Genomic DNA, 19,492 nt, shown 5'->3' with positions numbered 1-19,492 from the left:
GTATGACCGACAAGACTTTCGACTTCATCATCGTCGGCGCAGGCTCGGCGGGATGCACCATCGCTGCACGCCTTTCCGAAGTGGCGTCTTTCAATGTGCTGCTGATCGAGGCCGGCAAGGCATCGGGCGGGCTGAAGGTTGCCATGCCCGCCATGATCGCCGAGGTCGTGCCGCCGTGTGATATCAACTGGTCCTACTGGACTGAGCCCCAGAAGGCGCTGAATGGCCGCAAGCTTTTCTGGCCGCGCGGCAAGGTCGTCGGTGGCTCGTCCGCCATCAACGGCATGCTTTATGTGCGCGGCCATGCCCGCGACTATGACGAATGGGCGCAGGCCGGCTGCACCGGCTGGACATGGGAAAAGGTCCTGCCCTATTTCCTGAAGTCCGAAGGCAGCGACCGCCCGGCGGGTGAGTATCACTCAACAGACGGCCCGCTGAAAACCACCCAGCGCACCTCCACCCATCCGCTGAACGACGCGTTCGTCGAAGCGTCGAAACAGATGGGCCTGCCGCAGACCGACGATTTCAACGGCCCGCAGCAGGAAGGCATCGGCCCCTACGACCAGACGATCCATGACGGCCGCCGCATGACGGTGGCCCGCGCCTATCTTGAAACCGCGAAGGACCGCCCAAACCTGACGATCCTGTCGGAAGCGCAGGTCCGCCGCGTGGTATTTGATGGCAAGCGCGCCACAGGGGTGGAACTCAGCCGCAACGGCAAGGTTGAAACCTACACAGCTGCGCGCGAAGTGGTTCTGGCAGGTGGGGCCATCAACAGCCCGCAACTGTTGCAGCTTTCCGGCGTCGGCAATCCCGACGATATCAAGCCGCACGGGATCGAGGTCGTGCATGCCCTGAAGGGCGTCGGCAAGAATATGCAGGACCATCTGGACATCAATGTGAACGCGCACCTGAAGGACCCGATCTCGATGATGCGCTACCAGAAGCCGGTAGCGGGCCTGATCGAGATGGCCAAATGGTTCCTCCACAAACCCGGCGCGCTGTCCGACTGCGTCACACCGGTCGGGGCGTTTCTGAAAACCGACAAGGCGCTCGAACGGCCGGATATCCAGTTCCATATCATGCTGGCGATGGCAGATGTGCCGCACGGCTTTGAAAAGCCGCACGAGCACGGCATGGGCATCCACATGTGCCAGCTGCGCCCGCACAGCCGCGGGACCATCGGCCTGCAAAGCGCCGACCCGTTGGCGCCTGCCAAGATCGACCCCGGCTATCTGAGCGAAGCTGAGGATTTGCGGGTGATGCGGGAAGGCGTGAAGCTGGTGCGCCGCATGTACCGGCAGCCTGCGCTTGCGGCCTTCATCTCGCGCGAGAAAGACCCGTGGCATGGCATCGATATTGACGATGATGCCGGCACCGAAGCCGCGATCCGCGACCTGGCCGAGACGATCTATCACCCCGTCGGCACCTGCGCGATGGGCCCGACTGACAATGCAACAAGCGTTGTGGACCCGGACCTGAAGGTCGTGGGCCTTGCCGGCGTGCGGGTGGCCGATGCCTCGGTGATGCCGCGCCTCATTGGCGGCAACACCAATGCGCCCACCATCATGATTGCCGAGCGCTGCGCCGATATCATCAAGGCCGCCTATCGCGCCTGAATTTGATCTTGCGCAAAAAGAGCCCTCCCTTTCGCTGTTAGGTTGATACCAGTCAAACAGCGAAAGGGAAGTTTCAATGTCCAAGCATCAACTTTACATGGTCGCCGTGGATGGCAGTGAGTGGGGGGAACGCGCGACGGATAAAGCCGTCTCGCTAGCCAAACAAACTGGCGCCGAAGTGCGCTTGGTCACTGTCATTCCCTGGTCGGGCATCCAGCCGCTGTCGGTCGAAGAGATCGCAGCCCGGCCGCTGGAAAAGGCGGGCGAGGAAGCCCGCGCCAGCAGTGAAATCCTTGATCCGCTCGTCGCCAAGCACAAGGCAAGCGGCGTGACCATCACCAAGGAATTTCACTGGGGGCATCCCGTTGATGTGCTGAAGAAGCGCATCAAGGAAGAGAAGGCCGTGATGGCCTTTGTGGGCCGTCGCGGGCGGTCGCGGGTTGCCGACCTGCTGTTGGGCAGTGTGGCCAACTCGCTGGCACACACGGTCGGCATCCCGATCGTTCTGGTTCCCTGAAACAGTGAACCGCAGGGGCGGCCGGTCAGTAACCGGCCGCCATCCCGTCCTTGCGCATTTCACTGGCACCCCAGTAAACGCCGGTTTCCGGATCGCGCAGGATGGCCTGATAGCCGCCATACGGCCCCTTCGAATAGGACACAGCGTGGCCACGCGCCCTCAGCGCATCCGCCACCGCTTGCGGCACACCGGTTTCCAGCTGCAGTTCGCCGCCATCCGTCATGCGCTTCAGCACGTCAGGCTCGGTTGAGCCCGTGTGATAGTAGCGCGCCGCATCGCCCGCTTCCTGCACATTCATGCCGAAATCGACAATGTTGGCCACGATCTGCACATGACCCTGCGGCTGCATGTCGCCGCCCATCAGGCCAAACGACAGGAGCGGCTTGCCGTCCTTCGTCATGAAAGCCGGGATGATGGTGTGGAACGGCCGCTTGCCCGGCGCATAGGCGTTGGGGTGGCTGGCATCCAGCGCGAATTGCTCACCCCGGTCCTGGAACATGAAGCCGAGGCCATCCGCCACAAGGCCCGACCCCATCCCCCGGAAGTTGGACTGGATGAGGGAGACCATCATGCCGTCCTTGTCGGCCACCGTCATATAGATCGTGTCGCCGTGGCCAAGGATCGGATCGCCCGGATCAACTTCCTTGGCGGCCTTTTTCATATCGATCAGCGCGCGGCGTTTTTTGGCATAGGCTTTGGAAAGCAGTCCCTCAACCGGCACATCCACAAATTTCGGATCGGCATAGAAACGGGCACGGTCTTCGTAAACCAGCTTCTTGGCCTCGGCCATCACATGCAGATAATCCACCGAATTGTGGCCCATGGCCTTCAGGTCATAGCCTTCAAGGATATTCAGCATCTGCAGCACGGCGATGCCCTGCCCGTTCGGCGGCAGTTCCCACACGTCATAGCCACGATAATTGGTGGAGGTGGGCTCCACCCAATCGGCATGCTGGCTGGCGAAATCTTCCTTCGTCAGCGCGCCGCCGAGGCGTTTGAAATAGGCAACCATCGTGTCGGTCAGCGGGCCGTTATAGAAGGCATCGCGACCGCCCTCGGCGATTGCCTCGAACGTGTTGGCGAGATCGGGGTTCTTGAAAATCTGGCCTTCCGCCGGCGCCTTGCCGTCGATCAGGTAGGTCTTGCGGTAGTTGTCGATTTCTTCCAGCACGCCATCCTTGAACTTCGCTTCGAACATCGGCTGCGAGCGCTGCATATAATAGGAAATGAGCTGGGTAACAGGATACCCTTCCCGCGCATAATGGATGGCCGGCGCCAGATTGTCCTTCATCGGCAATTTGCCGAACTTGCCATGCAGGGTGAACCAGCCGTCCACGGTGCCCGGCACGGTCACCGGCAGCACGCCCCAGCCCGGAATGGCATCAAGCCCCTTGGCCTTCACCTTGGCTTTCAGGTCATCCAGTGTCTGCCCCTTCGGGCTGTGGCCCGAGGCATTGAGGCCGTAAAGCTTTTTGGTTTTGGGGTCCCAGACGATGGCGAACAGGTCGCCGCCCATGCCGTTGCCGGTGGGCTCCACAAGGCCAAGGACAGCGTTCGCGGCAATCGCGGCATCGACCGCCGTACCGCCGGCCTTCAGCACATCAAGCGCTGCCTGCGTTGCCAGCGGCTGCGAGGTCGCGGCCATGCCGTTCGTTGCAAGCGCCGGGCTGCGTGTCGCCCAGTCTGCACCGTTGATCCGGGTCCCGCGATTGTCGCCGCGCGCCACCAGATCATCCGCCTTGATACTGTCCCCAAATCCGATCATCACCCCTCCGAACACGGCGAGCGCCGCGAGCAAGCGTGCCTTGCCAATCATCGTCTACCCCCTTACTGGTTTTTGTCAGTTCGGCCACCATCTTAGGGGCCACTTCCCGTGATAGCGATAAAAGTTGCACGAAACTAAACGAACCTCCAATGCCGAAAGATAGTAGGACACCCGCCATGACACCACGCCGCATCCTCGCCCTTGCCGCATTCCTGGCTGCCCTTGCCACCATCGCGGCCTCAGCGGGCAGCCATGCCCTGCCTGCGGACGTCGGCGAAAAAGGCAAGGACTGGTGGGAAATGGCGGTGCGTATGCAGTATCTGCACAGTTTCGCGCTGGTTGCTGCCGCCTTCGCGGCAACGCTGTCGGCAAGCCGCCTGATTGGCGCTTCCGTCTGGGCGTTCGTTTTCGGGATGCTGGCCTTTTCGGGCAGCCTTTACTGGCTGGCGATCCATGGCCCCGGCAGCCTTGGGGCCGCGCACTGGGTCACCCCGCTTGGCGGCCTTGCCTTTATCACGGGCTGGCTGATGCTGGGTGCCGGGGTACTCAGGAAGGGATAAGCTTGCCCGGCAGGCGCATCACGATGGCAAGCCCGCCAAGGGCTGCATGCTCGGGCCGTACCGACCCGCCATACATATCAACGATATCGCGCACGATGGCGAGGCCGAGACCAGTGCCCTGCACATGCTCGTCAAGCCGGCGGCCACGTTCGAACAGCACCTGCCACTGATCTTCGGGCACGCCGGGGCCGTCGTCCTCCACCCGGATTTCCAGCATCGGGCGCGGTAAATCCTTTTCCACCAGCTTGACGCTGACAGACACCTGCCCGGCTGACCATTTGCCGGCATTATCCATCAGGTTGCCAAGCATTTCGTCGAAATCCTCGCGCTCGCCGTCAAAGGCAAGGGCCGGGGCGCATTCGACGCTCAATTCGATGTCCTTGTGGCGGTGCATGGCGGCAATTGCCTTGGCGAGCTTGTCGAGCCGCTCGCGCACCGGCAGGCCGGGCCCGCTGCCACCCCCGGCAATCCGGGCGCGCTTGAGGTGGTGGTCGATATGGCTTTTGATATCCCGCGCCGCCCGCCCAACAGTGGCGCCGCGCGGCCCCTTGTCGGCGTCGGCTTCGTTCAGGATCACCGCAAGCGGTGTTTTCAGCGCATGGGCCAGATTGCCCACATGGGTACGGGCACGGGCAACGAGCTTTTCATTCTGGTCGATCAGGGCATTGATCTCGGCGGCCAGCGGCTGCAGGTCAGCGGGCCAGTCGTCCGGCAGTCGCGCCTCGCGGCCCGCCCGTACGTCGGCGAGGTTCTTGCCGATGGTCCTGAGGGGACGCAGGCCATAGGCAACCTGCAGCACGAGTGCCGCCGTCAGCGTTCCCATGATAAGCCCCAAGGCCTGCAGTAGTAGCTGGTTGAAACGTTCAATAGCAGCCTGCACTTCGCCCAGATCGCTCGCCACCTGATAGCGGAAGATGCGGTCGGCTTCTGGCAGGATGATATCCCGTTCGGCGACCCTCAGGCGCTGGCCGTCCGGCCCCGGCGCTTCCTCGATATGCAGGGTGAAGACCCGGTCGGCATGCACATTGCCAAGTTCGAAATCCCACAGGGACCGCGACCGGAACGGCGGGACGCCCTCCTCCGACACCTGCCAGTAAAGGCCCGAATAGGGGGTAGCGAACCGCTCGTCCACGAGCGGCCGGTTGAAGCGCAACATGCCATCGGGCGCGACCTCGCTGGAGCCGACAAGCGTATCCAGAAGCACCGAAAGGCGCTCGTCCACATCCTGCAGCACATAGGAGCGGAAGGCAGCAGACAGGACAAAACCGCCCACCGTCAACGCCACCGCCGACCACAGGAAGGCGGAAACGAGAAGGCGGCCGGTCAGTGTCCTGAAAAAGTGCCTAAGCCGTGCGAGCACTCGCACCTTCCCCCTGCCAGTCCAATTGGTAGCCGAGCCCGCGCACCGTATGCACGATCTCGATCCCGAGCTTCTTGCGGATACGGTTCACGAACACCTCGATCGTGTTCGAATCGCGGTCGAAATCCTGATCATAGATATGCTCGGTCAGTTCGGTGCGCGAAATGACCTTGCCCTGATGGTGCATCATATAGGCCAGAAGCTTGAATTCCTGCGCCGTCAACTTCACGGCCTTGCCTTCCACGCTGACCTTGCCTGAACGGGTATCGAGCGTGAGGGGGCCGATAGTGAGCGTGGCTGACGCCTGCCCCGCCGCGCGGCGGATAAGGGCGCGCAGACGCGCCAGCAGTTCTTCCATCATGAAAGGCTTGGTCAGGTAGTCGTCAGCACCCGCATCCAGCCCTTCCACCTTGTCGGTCCAGCCATCGCGGGCGGTGAGGATCAGGACGGGCATCACCTTGCCGTCGCTGCGCCAGCGCTTCAGGATACTGTGGCCGTCAAGGACCGGCAGGCCGAGGTCCAGCACTACGGCGTCATAGGGCTCGGTATCGCCCAGAAAGTGGCCGTCCTCGCCGTCTGTCGCGTGATCGACGGCATAGCCGGCTTCCACAAGGCTGTCCCGCATCTGGCGGGCCAGGGCTTCATCATCTTCGACAATCAGGATGCGCATATGGGGCTCCTATCAACGTGCCTTGAGTATCTTGCCGGAGGCCGCGTCCACAAGCACGAAGGCCACCTTGCCGTCCCCGCCCATGACTCGCAGCTCGTAAACCCAACCTGTATTGGTGTTACGCAGGCGCTGGCCCACCACCTTCCCGCCGATCTGCGCCTCGGTGCGCTTCTTGATCTCGTGGTAGGGCAGCACGTCGCCGCGTTTCTGTGCGGCCAGTGCTTCGTCCTGCTCGGTTTGCGCGCGGTTGCTGCCACGCTGCTGCGCTTCGGCAGCGGTGGGCGCAAGGGGGGCGACAAGTGCGAGCGTGAGGAAGGCCAGCCAGAATTTTCGGATAAAGGTCATCATGCGTTATACTTTCGGGCCTTGCGGCTGAATGGATGATGAACCGGAATTGATCGGGATCAAAGCTTGCCCCCGAAGTCCGTGTCAGCATCCAGAAAGCTACAGGGCACGGGCGCCCGGGTAAAGGGTTGCCGTCCCGGACTTTGCGACACGAACAACAGACAGGGGAAGCCACGATGAAATCCATCATTCTGCCCATGACCGCCGACTGCCCGAGCCAGCAGACACTGACGCTGGCGGCGGCCCTCGCGCGCCGCAACCGGGCGATGCTGACCGGGCTTTTCATCCGCCCCGACCCGCGCGCCGCCGTGCCCTATACCGGCGAAGGGATGAGCGCCGTGATGATCCAGGAACTGTGCGACGCTGCGGATTCCTCCGGCAAGGCGGACGCTGACGACGGCTATACCCGCTTTACGCAAGCGCTGGAGGCCGCCGCCATCCCGCTGAAAGACACGGCGACTGCAGAAAGCGCCACCGCACGCTGGCAGGTTGCCGTCGGCCAGATTGCCGACCATGCCGGGCGCCGTGCCCGCACGTCGGACCTGTCCGTTTGCGACGGCCCCGAAGGCATGGGGGCAGATGCTGCCGATGTGTTCCATGACCTCCTGTTCCGGTCCGGCCGTCCGCTCCTGATGGTGCCGAAGGCCACCAAAGCGAGCGGCGATATCGGCCGGCATATCCTGATCGCCTGGAACGGTCGGGCCGAGGGCGCCCGTGCCGTCGGCGCTGCCCTGCCGCTTCTGGTCGACGCCGAGAAAGTCACGCTGCTGCAAATCGGTGATCCCGACCCCGACCGGCCGGATGTGAATGCCATCGCCGATTATCTGGCCCAGCATGGTATCAAGGCAAAAGCCCTGACGCCCGCAGACAGCGGCAGCAGCATCGGCGAGCAGATCCTGGGTGCCGCCCACAAGGAAGGGGCCGACCTGATGGTGATCGGCGCCTATTCACATGCGCGCTGGCGGGAACTGATCCTTGGCGGGGTGACAAAATGGCTGGTCGGCAACAGCGACCTGCCAATCTTCATGAGCCACTAGGTGGCGTCACATTGAGGCTTTCGTAGCCGGGGGCGATCTCGTGCATCATGCGGGCGACCTCGGCAAGTGCAGGGTGCTGCAAGGCCCCCGCCAGCTGCCGCTGCAAGCGCGGGATATGCGGCAGATAGCCATGCTTGCCGTCCCGGCGGCTCAGCCGAACGAAAAGGCCAAGGATTTTGGTGTGGCGCTGCGCCCCGAGGATCGCGACCTTTTCGACCAGTTCATCGGCCCCCACCCCCATCGCCTCGCGGTAACGGGCAAGGACGCGTTCCCGCGTCGCGGGCGCCAGATCGCGCCGGGCATCCTCGATCAGCGAGACAAGGTCATAGGCCGGGTGGCCGATGACGGCGTCCTGAAAGTCCAGCAAGCCGACCTCGGGCCCCTTCGGGCCGTCCACGATCATCAGATTGTCGACATGGAAGTCGCGGTACACGAGCACATCGCGGCAGTCGCGGATATCACCGAGCGTGCGGCGCCAGACGGCGTCAAAGTCAGCACGCTCTGCCTCCGTCAGGTCACGCCCCATAGCGAGCGGCAGATACCAGAGCGCGCAGCGACCGGCTTCTTCCAAGAGCAGTGCGTCATCATAGGGCGGTGCCACAATGTCGGTCGCGCCCGGCGCTTGCTGCAGGCGGACAAGCACATCAGCGGCACGGTCGTAAAGCTTGGCTTCTGCTTCACCTGCGGCGAGCAACCGGGTGAAGGTGGCATCCCCGAAATCCTCGATGAGCGCAAAGCCTGAAGCCTCGTCTGCCGCATGGATCACCGGCACCCGAAGGCCAAGGGAGGCGAGATGCCGGTTGAGACGCAGATATTTGCCGAGATCTTCCCGCCCCGGTGGCGCATCCACAAGCATGCGGCTTTCACCGCCCTGCGTGAGACGGATATAGCGGCGCGCGGAGGCATCACCCGGCAGCGGGTGACGCACGGCACCGGACCATCCCGCCGCAGCCAGCAGCCGGTCTGCCATTTCAGAACGGACAGAAGCGTCCGGCATCGTGTCAGCCAAAGTCGGGAGCCCGTTTCTCGAGGAAGGCCTGAATGGCCTCTTTCATCTCCTTGGAGACAAGCTGGCGGGCGAAAAGCTCGCCTTCCTCAGCCATGCGTTTTGCCACATCGGCGCGGTCACCGTGCATCAGGCGGCGCGTCAGGCGGATCGCATCCGGCGCCTTGCGGGCAAGCGACAAGGCAAGCTTGCGGGCTTCGGCTTCAAGGTCTGCGTCGTCATAGAGGCGCGACAGGATACCGGCGCCCAAGGCTTCCTCGGCGCTCAGCACCCGGCCGGTGAAGAACATGTCAGACGCCAGCGCATGGCCAATCGCGCGCGGCAGCAGCAGGCTCGAGCCCGCTTCCGGCACAAGGGCCAGATCAACGAACGGCGCGCTGAGGCGGGCGGATTTCGAACCGATCACCAGATCGCAGTGGAGAAGCATGGTCAGGCCCACACCCACGGCCACACCGCCAACCGCGGCCACCATAGGCTTCTCGGCTTTCAGCATATTTTGCAGGAAGCGCGAAACCGGCGCTTCGGGGCCAAGCGGCGGCTTGTCCCGGAAATCCATCAGGTCGTTACCGGCAGTGAAGACACCACCCGCGCCAAGGAACAGCACGGCCCGAACGGCCTTGTCCGTGTTGGCGCGCTCGATGGCGCTGTTGATCGCCTGATACATTGCGTGGGTCAGGGCATTTTTCTTGTCGGGGCGGTTGAAGGTGATGGTCATCACCCTGTCTTTGACATCGACCAGAATATGCTCGCTCATGACCTCATCCCTCCGCATGGCTCTCACTCTCCACTCGCCAGCATTAGCAGATGCCCCTGCCTGTGCCTAGCATGCATGTAACTCTTGCAAGTCAATACGTTGTTCACTTTTATACGCCAAGGTTGAAATTTGTGCGGATAGCGTATCGTCCGCGAGGAAGGCGACTTTTGTATGACCCCGGAATCGGATCTTTTTTATTCCTTCAGCCGTTTTCTGTGTGATGTGGCGCTCATGGCCGGTGTCACCTTCATGTCCGTCACCTTCCTGACCCGCCCGCATCCCCGAACGCTCGGCAGGGTCGGTTACTGGCTGATCTCTTGCGGTATTTTCGTCACCGTCGTCGCCGCCTTCCTCGATATGTCTGAAGAAATCGTCCCGTTCGGTCGCTGGCTCGGCCTCGCTGCACCTGGCGAGAACGAACTACTGATCATGCTCTTCGGCTTTGCCCCCGGCACAATCCTTGTCGGCATCGGGCTTTTCAGCTGGATCAAGGCGCTGGTGATGCTCGATACCGAAGTGGAGCTCAGGAAGCAGACACAGGCGGCACTCAAGGAAAAGATCAGGGCAGCAGAAGAGGCCTATCACGCCAAGGCGGTGTTCCTCGCGTCCATGAGCCACGAGCTGCGCACGCCGCTCAATGCCGTGATCGGCTTTGCGCAAATCCTGAAAAACGACGAATTCCCGACGACGCCCGAACAGCGCAAGGACTATCTTGAGACCATCGAGCGCAGCGGCACGCACCTTCTGCATATCATCAATGATATCCTCGATCTGTCGCGGCTTGATTCCGGCGAGATGCAGCTGCGATCCGAAGCCTGCGATATCGAAAAGGTGGTCGAAGGTGCGCTTGAATATTGCGCGCCCTTCATCAGCTCCCGCGCGCTGACCATCGAACGGGATATCAAGGTCGGCGCCATCATGAGCGACGAACGCGCCATCCGGCAGATCATGCTGAACCTGATTTCGAATGCGGTGAAATTCAACCGCCCTGACGGCCGCGTGCGGATCAAGGTCGCACGCGCCGCAAACACACTGAAGGTGCGCGTGGAAGATACCGGTTCGGGCATGAGCGAGGCAGAAATCAACCGGGCGCTGGAGCCCTTCTCGCAGGTCAGCGGTCACCTCGCCCGCCGCAGCGAAGGCATCGGCCTTGGCCTCAGCCTTGCCGACCGGCTGGTGCGGGCGCTGGGGGGCACGCTATCGATCGATTCCACCCCCGGCACCGGCACGATCGTGGTGATCTGCCTGCCGCTTCACGATCAGGCGCCAGCGGAAAATGACGGTGACCCGGTACCGGTCGAGGTGATCTGAGGCCGCTCAGGCGGCTTCATAAACCGCATAGAATTTGCGGACGGAACCAACCGTTTCCCACGTGCCTTCGAAGCCCGCCGGGATGACGAACGTGTCGCCGGCCGTCACCCGCTCGGCATTGCCGGCAGCATCGGTGACGATGGCCTCGCCTTCGATGATCGTGCAGAGCTCGTCTTCGGTATAGGAAATGCGCCAGATGCCGGCGTCGGAGCTCCACACCCCGCAGAAGAAATTGCCCGCTTTGTTGATATATTGATTGTCCACCGTGCCGGTCGGCGTGCCCGCAATCAGCTTTTCGGCGGCAATCGGATTGCTTTCGCCTTTGCCGTGCGTTTGAAGCCTGATCATGCTGGTCATTGAAATGTCCTTTCTGGAAAAGAAGCGCATTCTGATGCCCCATATAGCCGGCTGACAAGCGGCCCTGAGAAAAATTCCGGTGAGCCCCTCGCTTTCTATCGACCCATCCGGCTTTTTTTGCCATGAAAGGCGGCAGAGCAATCATCCGGCACAAGTCCGGCCAGTCAGAAGAAACCATGGTCCCCTCCCTAGACCGGTATATCGCGCGACAGATTTTCACGCCGATGGCAGCGACTATGGCGTTGACCATCCTTCTGCTGCTGCTCGACAAGATGCTCCGGCTTTTCCAGTTCACCCTGAACGAAGGCGGACCGCTGAAAGTGGTGTTCGACCTGCTCGTTTATATGGTGCCTGAATATGCCGTGTTCGGGGCGCCGATCAGCCTCCTCCTTGGTGTCCTCCTCGCCTACCGGCGGATCGCCATGCAGCAGGAAATGGCGGCGATGCTGGCCTGCCGTTTCGGCCCGTGGCAACTCTTGCGCGTTCCCATGATCTTCGGCATGCTGATGGCGGCGGTCAATTTCGCACTGGTCAGCTATATCCAGCCGCATAGCGAGTTTGCCTACCGGGAACTGACCTTCAAGGCCAGCATCGGCGCATTCGGCCGGTCGATCCAGCTGGCGGAATTTGTCTCGCTCGGCAAAGGCACCACGATGCGGGCCCAATCGTTTGACCGCGACACAGGGATGCTGACGGATATTTTCCTCTATGAACACAGCGCAAACGGTGCCGAGGTTGTGGCAGCAGCCAAATCAGGCCAGTTCCTGCGCTCGTCAAACGATACGGTGGTGATCCTGCGGCTTGAGGACGGGCAGATTTTCACCGCCGGCATCAGCGACTGGCCGCAACCGGGCCTCCTGACCTTCGACCAGCATGATATCGCGGTCCCCCTGCCCCTGATCGAGGAATTCCGCAATCGCGGCGGCACCGAGAAGGAACGCACGCTCGCCGAGCTGATCTCCATGGCACTGAGCGGGAAAATCCCGGAAATAGAACGGCGGGCAGCAAGCGGCGAAAGCCAGCGGCGGATCATCCTTGGCCTGCTGCCCCTGGTGCTGCCGTTCCTCGCCGTTGCCATCGCAGCGCCGCCGCCGCGCCGGGCATCGGCCTCGGGCGTGGTAATCGGGCTGTCGCTCCTGATCCTGATGTTCAAAGTGCTGGAGTTTGGATCGAACGTCACGTCGTTCCCGCCGGGCTATGTGCTGTGGCCGGCGCTTGCCGTTTATATGGCGCTAGGGTTTCGGTGCTTCTACGTGTTTGCGTACAAGTGCGGGCAGCATCCGCTGGACGGTTTCTTCAAGGTCATCGACCTTTTCCCCCGGCTGCCGATTGTGCGCTGGCTGCGGCGGCGCAAGCCGTCCCTGCCGGCTGCCTGAAGGATCAGGCCTCTTTCGGGGTTTCCGAAGGGCCTTCAATCAGGATGGGCTCGGATTTCACGCGGGCACCGGCAAAGCTTGATGCGGTGAAAGCCAGCACATTGAAAATCTGGAGAAGCGCGCCGGCGGCGAAGAACATGCCGGCGACAGCCGCACTCGGTGCATCCACATAAGTGGCAAGCGTGACACCAAGGCCCAAAAGCATCAGTTCCTTATTCGGCAGCATCGGCACACGGGTCAGCACCATCTGGGCTGCGGCAAAGGCGACCCATGTGATCACCGGCACATCGGGCAGTGCGATCGACCACAGGATGATCTGCAGCAGTTCAACGGTCAGCAGCCGCAGGATATGGATCGTCAGCACGCGGCGGATCATCTCGGGCGGCAGGCTCATCAGCTTGCGGCGGAAGCGGAAGATGATCGGCACCATCAGGGCGGAGATGCAAAGCATCACGATCAGCGAGGTGGAATTGTCGGGGCTCGCCTTGAACACCACCTCGAAATAGTCGGTGAACATGAAGAAGATCACCAGAAGCACGGCGGTGGATGTGGAAACGGCAGCCGACAGGAGATTGTTGTCCTTGATCGTCGAGAAGGCCTGACGGCCTTCCATCCCCAGCGCCTTGCGCGCCCAGAGGAAGAGATAAGCCTCGCCCGAATAACCGACCACTGCCTCGTTCAGCACCTTCTTGCGCACGAACGCAGGCATCGCGCCCTTCAGGTCATGGTCCCAAAGGCGGCGATAGATCGCGAGCTCGGAAATCGGCATCACGAAATAGCCGGCCACCAGCACCAGATAGAAGAAGGGATTCGTCGGCAGCGAGGCCATCACATTGCGCCAGCCAATCGCACCCAGGCGATCCGCGAGATACAGGATCACGACCGAAAAGAGCAGAAATTGCAACAATTTGACAATCGGCCCGTTCTGCATGCGGGTCGCTATATTCTGCCAGAATGTCTGCAAGGAGCGGGCGCCTTTCACTAATCAAGCGCCACTCCATAGCTGATTTGGCGCGAAAAGGCCAGTCCGGGTTTCTAGACCGCAGCCTGCTGCGCTTCTTCCGCCCGGCGGCGTCCAAGAAGATCGATATAATGGCCGAGCAGGTTCTCGAGGATCGAGTCCCACGTGAACTCCAGGCTGCGTGCCCGGCTCGCCTCGGACAGGGCCTTGGCCAGCGCCGGGTCGCGCGCGATGGCAGCCATCCGGTCGGCATAGGCATTCACATCGGTGGGATCGACGAGATATCCCGTCTTGCCGTCCTGCACGAGGAAGTTGCTGCCCGTAGCGTTGGCGCAAACAGCCGGTACACCGGCGGCCATGGCCTCAAGCGTCACATTGCCGAAAGTTTCGGTCGTCGATGGATTGAGGAAGATGTCGGACGAGGCATAGGCCCGCGCCAGATTCTCACCGCGCTGGAAGCCGGTGAAAACGGCCCCGGGCATACGCTCGGCGAACCATTCACGCTCGGGGCCTTCGCCAACGATCAGCGCTTCCGCCTTCACACCCATATCCTTCAACCGCTCGATGGATGCCGCGAACAGATCGAGGCCTTTTTCGAGCACCAGACGACCAACGAAGGAGACGACCGTCGTGTCGTCCGAGAAACCGAGCGACCGGCGCCATTCCATGTCGCGGCGCGACGGGTGGAACAGGTCGGTGTCCACACCGCGGCTCCACATCTTGATCGAGGTGGTCACGCCGGTGGCGCGCATCACGTCGCCCATACAGTCGCCGGGCACGTAAATCTCGTCGCAGCGGTTATACAGCGCGCCGATCTTGCGGCTGAGCAGGCCTTCAAGCCAGCCGAGGTGATAATAGCTGAGATAGGTCTCGAACCGTGTATGCACCGAAGCCACCACCGGCAGCCCGCGCGAGCGCGCGTATTTCACAGCCTTTTGGCCCAGAAAGTCAGGCGCCGAGATATGCACAAGGTTCGGCTGGAAGGCATCAAGATCGCGCCGGATCGAGGCCGGCAGGCCAAGCGCCAGCCGGTATTCCTTGCGGCGCGGGATCGGCACGGACGGCACCGAGACCAGCGTGCCCGCCGGCTCGAACGCCGGGGTATCGCTTGTGGGTGAATAGACGCGCACGGTCACTCCGCGCTGCTCGAGGTGCGCCACAAGACGGTTCAGTGCCGCATTGGCGCCGTCTCGTACATAATTATAGTTGCCGGAAAAGAGCGCGACCCTCAGGTCGGTCGGCTTGATCTCGCCGTGCGCCGTCATGCTGGCGCCCCTGACGAGAGGCATGGCCTCCTGGAAATTGATCCGGGCCTCGAACATGGCTCCTTTCCCCCCTTGCGACAAGACAGGCGGCTGGCCGGCCGGGAATAAGCTACCGGGGCGCACCTGCACAGGGAGATTAAAGACGTGTTCGATGACATTTTCATTTCAGGATTGTTATTAGTGAAGGACAGACCGGTCCGCAAGGAGGATTCCCCGCCCAAACGCCCCAAACTCAACGAAGGTTGAGGCCTGTGCGTTGGGGCTTGCCATCCGGTGGCATAGCCCCTTAGATTAATGTTACATAGTTACATTAATCTGCTATCAGCCAGTCCATGACGTTGCACCAGTTCAGAGCCCGCCTTTCGACGATCCTGCCGCTTCTTGCGGTGATGTTCGTTGCTGCGCAGGTGATGCTGGTGGCGCACCTGGCTGCCTTCGGGCCGGACAAGCACCTGCACGGCAGCGAGCCTTGCGCGATTGTCTCGGTGTCGAAGGCCCATGACGCCCTTGATGTGGCATCCCCGCCGCAGCTGATCCTGCCCGAAGCCGGGGCAGTGATTGAAATCCTGCCGGTCCTTGCCCTTGTGGCGACCGTCCGTCCGGCACGGTCCTCCCGCGACCCGCCCGTTTCCGCCTGAACTTCATCCAATGACTGCCGTCGCCGCCCGGAGTGTTTCCCGGCAGCGCGCGGCTATCCAATGATTTCAGGACTAGAGGAAACAAGTGATGTTCAATCCTAATCGCCTGCCGCCCCGCAGCCACCGTGCGCGTACCAGTCTGCCCGTTCTTCTGCTTTCGACGGTGAGCCATGCAGCCCTTGCCGATGGCGGCGATGGCGGCCAGCCGCCCCATGCCGACCGGATCGAAGAGATCGTGGTCAGCACCAATATCGAGGGCCGCACCCTGCACCAGACCGTGATCGGCACCACCGTGCTGCGGGAAGAGGAAATCGCCCGCCAGATGGATGGCACGCTCGGTGAAACGCTGCGCCGCCAACCCGGCATCAGCTCCACCTTCTTTGGCCCCGGTGCCAGCCGCCCGGTGATCCGCGGCCTTGGCGGGGACCGTATCCGCGTCCTTGATAGCGGCATCGGTTCCGTCGATGCATCTTCGACAAGCCCGGACCACGCCGTGGCGGTTGAGCCCGCACTGGCTGAGCGAATCGAGATTCTGCGCGGCACCTCCATGCTTGTGTATGGCAGCTCGGCAACCGGCGGCGTGATCAACGTGATGGATGGCCGCATCCCCGACCGCGTGCCGGAGAATGGCTTCGAGGCCGGCGTTTCAGTAGGCCACTCGACAGTCAATGACGGCGAGGACGCCGCCGCCGCCCTGAATGTGGCCACAGGCAAACTCGGCGGCGCCGACCTTGTGCTGCATCTTGATGGCTCATGGCGCGATTCCGAAGACTATAAAATCCCCGGATTCGCCGAATCGAAGCGCCTGCGCGATATGGAAGAAGCCGAGGAAGGTGACGAGCACGAGGGCGAAGAGGAAGCCTTCGGCATCATCGAAAACTCCTTCTCCAAATCCAAAAGCGCATCGGCCGGCCTGTCGCTGATCGGCGACAAGGGCTTCATCGGCGTGAATGTGAAACTGCAGCGTTCGGATTATGGCATCCCCGCCGGCCATCATCACCATGAGGAAGAAGGTGAGGAGGGCGAGGATCATGAGGAAGAGGCGCACGAAGAAGAAGGCGTCGCGATCGATCTGGACCAGACCCGTGTCGACCTGATGGGCGAATATCGCTTCGATGACGGCTGGTTCGAAAAAGCCAAGGTCCGGTTCGGTTACGGCGATTATGAACATGCCGAGATCGAGGGCGATGAAACCGGCACCATCTTCGCAAACAAGGGCTATGAAGCGCGGCTCGATCTGATCGAGAACCTTGGCGGCAACTGGTCCGGCACCAGCGGCGTGCAGGTGACGAGCCGTGACTTCTCGGCCCTTGGCGACGAGGCCTTCGTGCCACCGACCAAGTCGCACCAGTATGGCCTGTTCACGCTGAAAAATCTGGAAATCGATAACTGGCATATCGATTTCGGCGGGCGGCTTGAACACACCACGCACAAGGCCGATGAACTGGGCGTGAGCCTTGATTTCACCGGCTTCAGCGCCTCCGCCGGGCTCGGCTATGACTTCAGCGAAACAACATTCGCCGGCATCAATATCTTCCGCACCGAGCGCGCCCCCACAACCGAGGAACTTTTCTCGAACGGCCCACACCTCGCCACCAGCGCCTATGAGCTGGGCGATGTGACGCTTGGCAAGGAAACGGCGCAAGGTATCGAGGCCTCGGCCGGGTACCGCGGCGAGCGGTTCAGCGGCACGGTCAACGCCTATGTCACCCGCTACGACAACTTCATCTATGAAGTGGCAACGGGCGAGGAAATCGACGAGCTGACCGTGTTCGCCTTCAAGGCCGCCGACGCCCGCTTCATGGGCTTCGAAGCACAGGGTGATTTCCATGCAGCCAGCTTCGACACCAGCGCCTTCGGCACGGTGGATATCCACCTGACCGGCCAGATGGATCTGGTGCGGGCCAAACTGCTGGATGTGACCGGCAACGACCGCCTGCCGCGCATCCCGCCGCTTTCCGCGCTTGTCGGGTTTGAGGCCGATGCCGGCGCCTTCGATTTCCGCACCGAGCTTGAAATCGCCGGCGCCCAGAAGCGCACGTCCGAGTTTGAAATCCCGACCGACAGCTATGCGATGTGGAACGCTTACCTCAGCATCCATCCGTTCGAGGACAAGGATATCTCGCTGGACCTGAAGGCCATGAACCTGACGAATTCGGACGCACGCCAGCACACAAGCTTCCTGAAAGACAGCGTGCCGCTGCCGGGCCGCAATTTCCGGGTTGGCCTGCGCGCCAAATTCTAAGGCAGCATAGAAAAACGCCGGGGCGGCTACCCTGCCCCGGCGTTTACACACTTCACCACTCGATACTCAATTCTGCATCAAACGGTCGATTGCCTCGCCAAGGCTTTCACGGCCTGCTTCCAGCCGGTCAGCGGCATGCATCAGCCCGTGCGCCCCTTCGGATGTGCGCTGTGACAGGCCCACCACCTGCGTGATATCCGACGCCACCTTGTTGGTGCCTTCTGCCGCTTCCTGAATGCTGCGGGCAATTTCCTGCGTGGCAGCATCCTGTTCCTGCACGGCAGAGGCCACCTCAGCGGTGATCTCGTTCACTTCGTCAATCACGGTCGCCACGCTTCCCATCGTCTGCACCACACGGGCGATTTCCGACTGGATTTTGGATACCTGACCAGTGATTTCCTGCGTTGCCGAGGCCGTTTGCCCGGCAAGGCTTTTCACCTCGTTCGCCACCACAGCGAAGCCCTTGCCGGCCTCGCCTGCCCGGGCTGCCTCGATCGTCGCATTCAGCGCCAGAAGGTTTGTCTGGCTGGCAATATCCGCGATCAGCTGGACGATAGCCGTGATCTGGCTGGACGACGCCTCAAGATCACGCACGATATCGCGGGTTCGCGCACTTTCTTCCTGTGCCGCAAAGGCAATATCGGCGGTGCGCTGGGTACGCTGGCCGATTTCACGCACCGACGCAGACAGTTCTTCCGCCGCGCGCGCCACGGTCTGCACATTGACACTGGCTTCCTCTGCAGCCGAGGCAACAACCGTGGCGAGGTCGCTGCTTTCACCCGCGATGCCAGTCAATTCCCCCGCTGTTGCACGCAGGCCGTCAACATCCTGCTGCATCCGTCCGGCGGTTTCAGCGACCGACTGTTCCACCGCCACCTGCGCGGTCACCACAGCCCAGGTTGCCAGTGCTGCCGTATAGGCACCCGTCACATCGCGAATGGCCGAAATCTCCAGACAGAGATATTCATCCCCCAGCCGGATGCGGGTCTTGAAGGGCAGGTTGGTGGGGTCCGCAAGGATGCGCCGCTGGTGTGACGGGTCCTTGTGAAACACGTCGATGCTTTTACCGATGATATCATCCACCGGGATCGGCAGCAGATGCTGCAACCCCATCAGCGTGTGGCGGCTTGTTTCATTCATATAGATCATCTCGAGCGTCTGCGGATCGCATAGCATCGCGTTGATCGGCATCTTGTCCAGAACCTGCAACAGTTCAGCAGCCTTGGCCGTCGCCCGCCGTTCCGCTGTCACCACCGACCATGTGAGAAGCGCATAGCGATAGGTATCCCCGGCATCGCGCACGGCATCGACCTGCAGCCGCAGATATTCATCGCCAAGCCGGATCACCGCCTCATGCGGCAGGTTCGACGCCTTGGCCAGCAACTGGCGCTGATGCAGCGGCTGCTTGTGGAAAATATCGATATTGGCGCCGACCAGTTCTTCCGCCGTGATCGGCAGTAAGTGCTCCAGCGACCTAACGGTATCGAAACTGCGCCGGTTGGCATAAACGATATCGAAGGTGGCGATATCGCACAGCATCACATTATAGGGCAGGATTTCGAGCATCTCCGCATGTAGCGAAGAGGCAATATGGGCGGGCCGGTCAATTGATGGCTCAGACACGTCAGCCGTGAAAGCACGGCCTTTGAAAAGACGATCGAACATGGCTCCCCCCTGGTTCAATCGATTTGCCGAACTCGAAACAC

18 protein-coding genes are annotated in these 19,492 nt (G+C 61.8%); 8 read left to right on the top strand and 10 right to left on the bottom strand.

Annotated features, from left to right (window positions below):
• Nucleotides 1-2 precede the first annotated feature (2 nt).
• Both PH603_RS06560 and PH603_RS06555 read left to right on the top strand, forming a co-directional pair.
• A complete protein-coding gene (locus tag PH603_RS06560) occupies nucleotides 3-1,619 on the top strand; it encodes a GMC family oxidoreductase (RefSeq protein WP_289505230.1) in 1,617 nt (538 codons plus the stop codon).
• A 76-nt stretch (nucleotides 1,620-1,695) separates the two neighbouring features.
• Nucleotides 1,696-2,136: a universal stress protein gene (locus PH603_RS06555; protein WP_289505229.1), complete on the top strand. Its 441-nt coding sequence runs from the start codon at nucleotides 1,696-1,698 to the stop codon at nucleotides 2,134-2,136.
• Nucleotides 2,137-2,161: 25 nt separating this feature from the next.
• On the opposite strand, the gene ggt is transcribed toward PH603_RS06555, so the two are convergent.
• Entirely contained in the window at nucleotides 2,162-3,901 is a 1,740-nt protein-coding gene (ggt, locus tag PH603_RS06550; protein WP_353507388.1) for a gamma-glutamyltransferase, read from the bottom strand.
• A 176-nt stretch (nucleotides 3,902-4,077) separates the two neighbouring features.
• Between ggt and PH603_RS06545 the strand changes: the two genes are divergently transcribed.
• A complete protein-coding gene (locus PH603_RS06545; protein ID WP_289505227.1) occupies nucleotides 4,078-4,461 on the top strand; it encodes a DUF423 domain-containing protein in 384 nt (127 codons plus the stop codon).
• Here PH603_RS06545 and PH603_RS06540 read toward each other — a convergent pair.
• Genes PH603_RS06540 through PH603_RS06530 form a run of 3 tightly spaced genes read right to left on the bottom strand, consistent with a single transcriptional unit; the run spans nucleotide 4,448 to nucleotide 6,839 of the window.
• Entirely contained in the window at nucleotides 4,448-5,821 is a 1,374-nt protein-coding gene (locus PH603_RS06540; RefSeq protein WP_289505226.1) for a sensor histidine kinase, read from the bottom strand. The genes PH603_RS06545 and PH603_RS06540 overlap by 14 nt on opposite strands.
• Nucleotides 5,805-6,491: a response regulator transcription factor gene (locus PH603_RS06535; RefSeq protein ID WP_289505225.1), complete on the bottom strand. Its 687-nt coding sequence runs from the start codon at nucleotides 6,489-6,491 to the stop codon at nucleotides 5,805-5,807. Before PH603_RS06535 ends, PH603_RS06540 begins: the two co-directional genes overlap by 17 nt.
• A 12-nt stretch (nucleotides 6,492-6,503) precedes the next feature.
• On the bottom strand, nucleotides 6,504-6,839 hold the full coding sequence (locus PH603_RS06530) for a PepSY domain-containing protein (RefSeq protein WP_289505224.1): 336 nt from the start codon (nucleotides 6,837-6,839) through the stop codon (nucleotides 6,504-6,506).
• Nucleotides 6,840-7,012: 173 nt separating this feature from the next.
• Between PH603_RS06530 and PH603_RS06525 the strand changes: the two genes are divergently transcribed.
• Nucleotides 7,013-7,873, top strand: a complete 861-nt coding sequence (locus PH603_RS06525) for a universal stress protein (protein WP_289505223.1) — start codon at nucleotides 7,013-7,015, stop codon at nucleotides 7,871-7,873.
• Here PH603_RS06525 and PH603_RS06520 read toward each other — a convergent pair.
• Nucleotides 7,860-8,882, bottom strand: a complete 1,023-nt coding sequence (locus PH603_RS06520) for an aminoglycoside phosphotransferase family protein (RefSeq protein ID WP_289505222.1) — start codon at nucleotides 8,880-8,882, stop codon at nucleotides 7,860-7,862. The genes PH603_RS06525 and PH603_RS06520 overlap by 14 nt on opposite strands.
• On the bottom strand, nucleotides 8,875-9,633 hold the full coding sequence (locus PH603_RS06515; protein WP_289505221.1) for an enoyl-CoA hydratase: 759 nt from the start codon (nucleotides 9,631-9,633) through the stop codon (nucleotides 8,875-8,877). The genes PH603_RS06520 and PH603_RS06515 overlap by 8 nt, the downstream gene beginning before the upstream one ends.
• A 171-nt stretch (nucleotides 9,634-9,804) precedes the next feature.
• Between PH603_RS06515 and PH603_RS06510 the strand changes: the two genes are divergently transcribed.
• Nucleotides 9,805-10,944, top strand: coding sequence for a sensor histidine kinase (locus PH603_RS06510; protein ID WP_289505220.1), 1,140 nt, complete (start codon nucleotides 9,805-9,807; stop codon nucleotides 10,942-10,944).
• Between the two features lie 6 nt (nucleotides 10,945-10,950).
• Here PH603_RS06510 and PH603_RS06505 read toward each other — a convergent pair whose 3' ends face one another.
• On the bottom strand, nucleotides 10,951-11,301 hold the full coding sequence (locus PH603_RS06505; protein ID WP_289505219.1) for a cupin domain-containing protein: 351 nt from the start codon (nucleotides 11,299-11,301) through the stop codon (nucleotides 10,951-10,953).
• A gap of 176 nt (nucleotides 11,302-11,477) precedes the next feature.
• On the opposite strand from PH603_RS06505, the gene PH603_RS06500 reads away from it, so the two are divergent.
• Nucleotides 11,478-12,677 carry an LptF/LptG family permease gene (locus PH603_RS06500; protein ID WP_289505218.1) on the top strand — a complete coding sequence of 400 codons (1,200 nt, stop codon included), beginning with the start codon at nucleotides 11,478-11,480 and terminating at the stop codon, nucleotides 12,675-12,677.
• Nucleotides 12,678-12,681: 4 nt separating this feature from the next.
• Here the strand turns inward: PH603_RS06500 and PH603_RS06495 are convergent, their stop codons facing one another.
• Both PH603_RS06495 and PH603_RS06490 read right to left on the bottom strand, forming a co-directional pair.
• On the bottom strand, nucleotides 12,682-13,641 hold the full coding sequence (locus tag PH603_RS06495) for a hypothetical protein (protein WP_289505217.1): 960 nt from the start codon (nucleotides 13,639-13,641) through the stop codon (nucleotides 12,682-12,684).
• A gap of 71 nt (nucleotides 13,642-13,712) precedes the next feature.
• Nucleotides 13,713-14,885, bottom strand: a complete 1,173-nt coding sequence (locus PH603_RS06490; protein WP_353507387.1) for a glycosyltransferase family 4 protein — start codon at nucleotides 14,883-14,885, stop codon at nucleotides 13,713-13,715.
• Nucleotides 14,886-15,235: 350 nt separating this feature from the next.
• Here PH603_RS06490 and PH603_RS06485 point away from each other — a divergent pair, with 350 nt between their 5' ends.
• Together PH603_RS06485 and PH603_RS06480 are read left to right on the top strand one after the other, a co-directional pair.
• Nucleotides 15,236-15,541 carry a hypothetical protein gene (locus PH603_RS06485; RefSeq protein WP_289505215.1) on the top strand — a complete coding sequence of 102 codons (306 nt, stop codon included), beginning with the start codon at nucleotides 15,236-15,238 and terminating at the stop codon, nucleotides 15,539-15,541.
• Nucleotides 15,542-15,629: 88 nt separating this feature from the next.
• On the top strand, nucleotides 15,630-17,786 hold the full coding sequence (locus tag PH603_RS06480) for a TonB-dependent receptor (RefSeq protein WP_289505214.1): 2,157 nt from the start codon (nucleotides 15,630-15,632) through the stop codon (nucleotides 17,784-17,786).
• Nucleotides 17,787-17,852: 66 nt separating this feature from the next.
• Here the strand turns inward: PH603_RS06480 and PH603_RS06475 are convergent, their stop codons facing one another.
• A complete protein-coding gene (locus PH603_RS06475) occupies nucleotides 17,853-19,451 on the bottom strand; it encodes a methyl-accepting chemotaxis protein (RefSeq protein ID WP_289505213.1) in 1,599 nt (532 codons plus the stop codon).
• Nucleotides 19,452-19,492: the final 41 nt, after the last annotated feature.

Origin of the sequence: Gimibacter soli (genome assembly GCF_028463845.1) — a bacterium.
Lineage (GTDB): Bacteria > Pseudomonadota > Alphaproteobacteria > Sphingomonadales > Kordiimonadaceae > Gimibacter > Gimibacter soli.
The sequence above is the reverse complement of the archived record's forward strand: the minus strand, read 5'-3'. Positions and strand labels throughout refer to the sequence as shown.